This is a genomic window from Methanospirillum sp. (assembly GCF_028679455.1).
Classification (GTDB): domain Archaea; phylum Halobacteriota; class Methanomicrobia; order Methanomicrobiales; family Methanospirillaceae; genus Methanospirillum.
The window spans coordinates 1-3,970 of the sequence record NZ_JAJRBM010000205.1 but is presented as its reverse complement, the minus strand read 5'-3'; the positions used below and the strand labels follow the sequence as shown (position 1 = coordinate 3,970).

5 protein-coding genes are annotated in these 3,970 nt (G+C 48.3%); 3 read left to right on the top strand and 2 right to left on the bottom strand.

What is annotated here, in order from left to right:
- Positions 1-290: AAA family ATPase (locus LUQ50_RS06820; protein ID WP_300038127.1), on the bottom strand; the 290-nt coding region annotated here is incomplete at its 3' end.
- Positions 291-313: 23 nt separating this feature from the next.
- Entirely contained in the window at positions 314-766 is a 453-nt protein-coding gene (locus LUQ50_RS06815) for a hypothetical protein (RefSeq protein WP_300038124.1), read from the bottom strand.
- 242 nt (positions 767-1,008) lie between these two features.
- Here LUQ50_RS06815 and glyA point away from each other — a divergent pair, with 242 nt between their 5' ends.
- Genes glyA through folP form a run of 3 tightly spaced genes read left to right on the top strand, consistent with a single transcriptional unit; the run spans position 1,009 to position 3,877 of the window.
- Positions 1,009-2,253, top strand: a complete 1,245-nt coding sequence (gene glyA / locus LUQ50_RS06810; RefSeq protein WP_300038130.1) for a serine hydroxymethyltransferase — start codon at positions 1,009-1,011, stop codon at positions 2,251-2,253.
- Positions 2,250-3,089 carry a bifunctional methylenetetrahydrofolate dehydrogenase/methenyltetrahydrofolate cyclohydrolase FolD gene (folD, locus tag LUQ50_RS06805; protein ID WP_300038121.1) on the top strand — a complete coding sequence of 280 codons (840 nt, stop codon included), beginning with the start codon at positions 2,250-2,252 and terminating at the stop codon, positions 3,087-3,089. Before glyA ends, folD begins: the two co-directional genes overlap by 4 nt.
- Complete coding sequence (folP, locus tag LUQ50_RS06800; protein ID WP_300038118.1) at positions 3,071-3,877, top strand: dihydropteroate synthase; 807 nt, start codon at positions 3,071-3,073, stop codon at positions 3,875-3,877. The genes folD and folP overlap by 19 nt, the downstream gene beginning before the upstream one ends.
- Positions 3,878-3,970 lie beyond the last annotated feature (93 nt).

Genomic DNA, 3,970 nt, shown 5'->3' with positions numbered 1-3,970 from the left:
TAGGTACTATCAGTCCGTTTGATCCTGCGTTTGATGACAGTCCCGTCAGAAAAGGTCAGTTCTACTTCAGCGGTGTTCTTCCCCGAATTCAGATTGATCAGATCGGTCAGGCGTTCAGCACGGAGAGAGCGGGAAGTTGAGAGGGCCAGAACAAAGAGAATGCTATCGATAATATTGCTTTTCCCGGACCCGTTTGGTCCGGAGATTACGGTAAACCCGGGAAAAAATGGGATTTTGGTCTTTCTGCCGAACGACTTAAAGTTATCAGTCTCTAAATGAGTGATATGCAAGCCCTGGCACCGTAGAGTTATGGTTACTTCTTATCAGTGAGGTCAACATCTTCAGCAATGATGAGATCGCTCCGGTTTCGATTTCCACTTCCATCCTTACCCCGTTGCCGGGCGTCACGGGGTGATGCAATAATAATATCCTCACCGATATCGCGGACAGGTGCCAACGTTCCATCAGGTTGCATCTTGAGGGTCACTTTCTCACGGGGAGGCTGTGATGGAGCACCGGATACTATGGAATCATGGGCACCCTCTTCATCCTGGCGGGTAGTTTTGTTCCGGGAAGGAGCTGGAGGTGTCACTGCCTGAATTACCGGAGCTGGCCGTTGATCTCTTTTTATTTTCATGACCACAGCCTTCATATCGAGCATTTCATCGGTCAGACCCTTAACCAGAGCCTCCAGTTCAGATACCCGTCGTTCAAGCCGTTCGGTCCGGTCTTCCGGAGAAGAAACCCCATACCCATCATCACTCATTCTTCGCTACCTCTATCGTCTGTGTTCGCCAAAATCCCAGAATATGTACCAATATTCGCACAATACATATATAATCATGCACATCAAACGGCATATTTTTGAGATATGTATATCTGTATTTTCATGAGCAGATTTCGAATTTGATTTCTGAATCGATGAGGAGTGACTGAATATCCAGTTTGATACATCAAATACTACATCCTCGAAACCATATTACCCTCCCAGAGAGTATCTGTATGCACATGGCCTATCTGGAAAAGATCGATCCAGAAATTGCAACGATCATTGAAAAAGAGAAAAGCCGGCAGATTAACGGGCTTGAACTCATCGCATCAGAAAACCTCGCCAGTCAGGCAGTTCTCGAAGCAATGGGATCTATCCTGACCAATAAATATGCTGAAGGATACCCGGGCAAACGTTACTATGGCGGTTGTGAATTTCACGATATGGCAGAAAACCTTGCCCGTGATCGCGTTTGTTCACTTTTTGGTGCAGAACACGCAAATGTTCAGCCGCACTCAGGATCCCAGGCAAACATGGCAGTGTACTTTAGTACCCTCAAACCCGGGGATAAAATCCTCTCCATGAACCTCTCCCAGGGCGGCCATCTTTCTCATGGATCTCCGGTCAACTTTTCAGGTATTATTTACGAAGCACATCAATATGGAGTAGACCTGAAGACCGAAACCATGGACTACGGGGCAATTGCCGAGATGGCAAAACAGATCAAGCCCAAGATGATCGTATGCGGGGCAAGTGCATACCCCCGTGAGATCGACTTTAAGGCTTTCGCAGAGATCGCAAATGATGTTGATGCATACTGTATGGCTGATATCGCCCACATAGCCGGACTCTGTGCAACAGGCATTCATCCAAGCCCGGTAGGCAAGACCACATTCACCACATCCACCACCCATAAAACTCTCCGGGGTCCACGGGGAGGGTTTATTCTCTGTGATAAGGAATGGGCACAACCCATCGACAAGGCAGTATTCCCAGGCATGCAGGGGGGTCCGCTGATGCACATTGTAGCAGCAAAGGCAGTCTGTTTCAAGGAAGCATCAACGAAGGAGTTCAAGAAATACGCTGAACAGGTGGTAAAGAACTCCCGCACGCTTGCAGAGACTCTGAAAGGGCATGGAGTCAGGCTTGTATCAGGAGGGACCGATAACCATCTTTGTCTGCTTGACCTCACAAACTTTGGACTTACTGGTCTGGAAGCAGAGCAGGCACTTGGACGGGCAGGAATAACGGTAAATAAAAATACCATTCCAAATGAGACCAAGAGCCCGTTCGTTACCAGTGGTCTGCGGGTAGGAACCCCTGCAGTAACCAGCCGGGGTATGAAAGAGGGTGAGATGAAGCAGATCGGTGACTGGATCGCAACTGTGATCAAGGATATTAAGAACGAATCCCTCCAGGCAAAGATCTGTGAAGACATAAAGACAATGGCGAGCCAGTATCCCCTATATCCAGACCTTGTATGATACTTGATGGGAAAGGACTCTCTGAACGCAGGCTCGCGCTGCTCAAAGAGGAGATCGGAGAAAAAGGTATCACTCCCACTCTTGCAACCGTACTTGTGGGAGATGATCCTGCATCGGCCCTCTATGTCAGAATGAAACACCGGGCCTGCGAACAGGTTGGTATTCAGTCAGTGAATGTGCAACTTCCATCTGAAACAACAACTCAGGAAGTCCTTGACCGTCTGAAGATGCTCAACGCGGATCCTGATATCGATGGCATTCTTGTTCAGTTACCGCTCCCAGCCCAGATAGATACTCACCAGGTTATCAACGCAATAGTGCCTGAAAAGGATGTTGACGGCTATCACCCGGTTAATATGGGACGATTGGTAGGTGGATTGCCAGGCCCAAGATCCTGTACTCCCAAAGGAGTCATGACTATCCTGAAAGAATATGGGATTCAGATAACCGGAGCACATGCGGTAGTCATTGGAAGAAGTGTCGATGTCGGAAGGCCGATGGCACTTCTCCTTATGCTTGCGGATGCAACGGTCACCATATGCCATAGTAAAACCAAAAATCTTCCTTCCATAACCAGACAGGCAGATATTCTCATCAGTGCTGCAGGAAGAGCAGACATGGTAACAGCAGATATGGTGAAGCCAGGCGCCACAGTCATTGATGTCGGGACAAACCATGTTAATGGAAAATTGCGGGGAGACGTTGATTTCGAAGCAGTCAAGGCGATCGCGGGGGCGATAACACCGGTACCGGGAGGAGTGGGACCGATGACCATCGCTTCACTGATGGAGAATACCATGGAAGCAGCCATCAGGCGATGCAACCCTGCACAGTAAATAAGATCCAGGTCGGCAACAGCAGACCTGTGTTGATGGGTATCATCAATATAAGTCCGGAATCTTTTTTTTCTGGATCCTATGTCCCTGATGATCAGATCAGATGTACTGCTGAAGATATGATCACTCATGGTGCAGATATCATCGATATCGGTGCACGCAGTACAGCACCAGGGAGTCGGATAATCTCTGTAAATGAAGAGAAAGAGCGACTCACTGCAGCGTTGAAAACGCTGGATGGCACCGGGATAACGGTCAGTGTTGATACCATGTATCCGGAAGTGCTGGAAGCTGCTCTGACCCATGATATTCATATGGCAAATGACATATCCGGATTATTGAACCCGGAGATCGCACAGTTAATTGCTGATGCAGGGATTCCGGCTATCCTGATGACTGCTAACCAGACTCCGGGAGATTGCTGTAACTTTGAGGAAACCATGAAATCTCTTCATACCGTTACTGACCGGGCTATGATCGCCGGAGTTCAGAGTTATATTCTGGATCCAGGAGTTGGCAGATGGATCCCTGAAAGAACCCCAGAAGCAGATTTTGAGATCTGCAGACGGTTTCAGGAGTTATCAGTATTTGATCGCCCATTGCTCGCTGCCATATCACGAAAAACATTTCTTGGTTCAGCCACCGGAAAAAACCCAGAAGACCGTCTGGCAGCTACCCTTGCAGTAACTGCAGGGTTGGTATTATCCGGAGCAGCAATGATCCGCACTCATGATATACCTGAGACGATGGATCTGATCAATGTGATTACTGCACTTCAGGCGGCCTGATATGGCACAATCCTGCAGCCTCTTTGGCATTAAAACAGGACTCATTCATCAGGGAGAGGAGATCCTTCCACTCATATATGGGGGAATGGAATC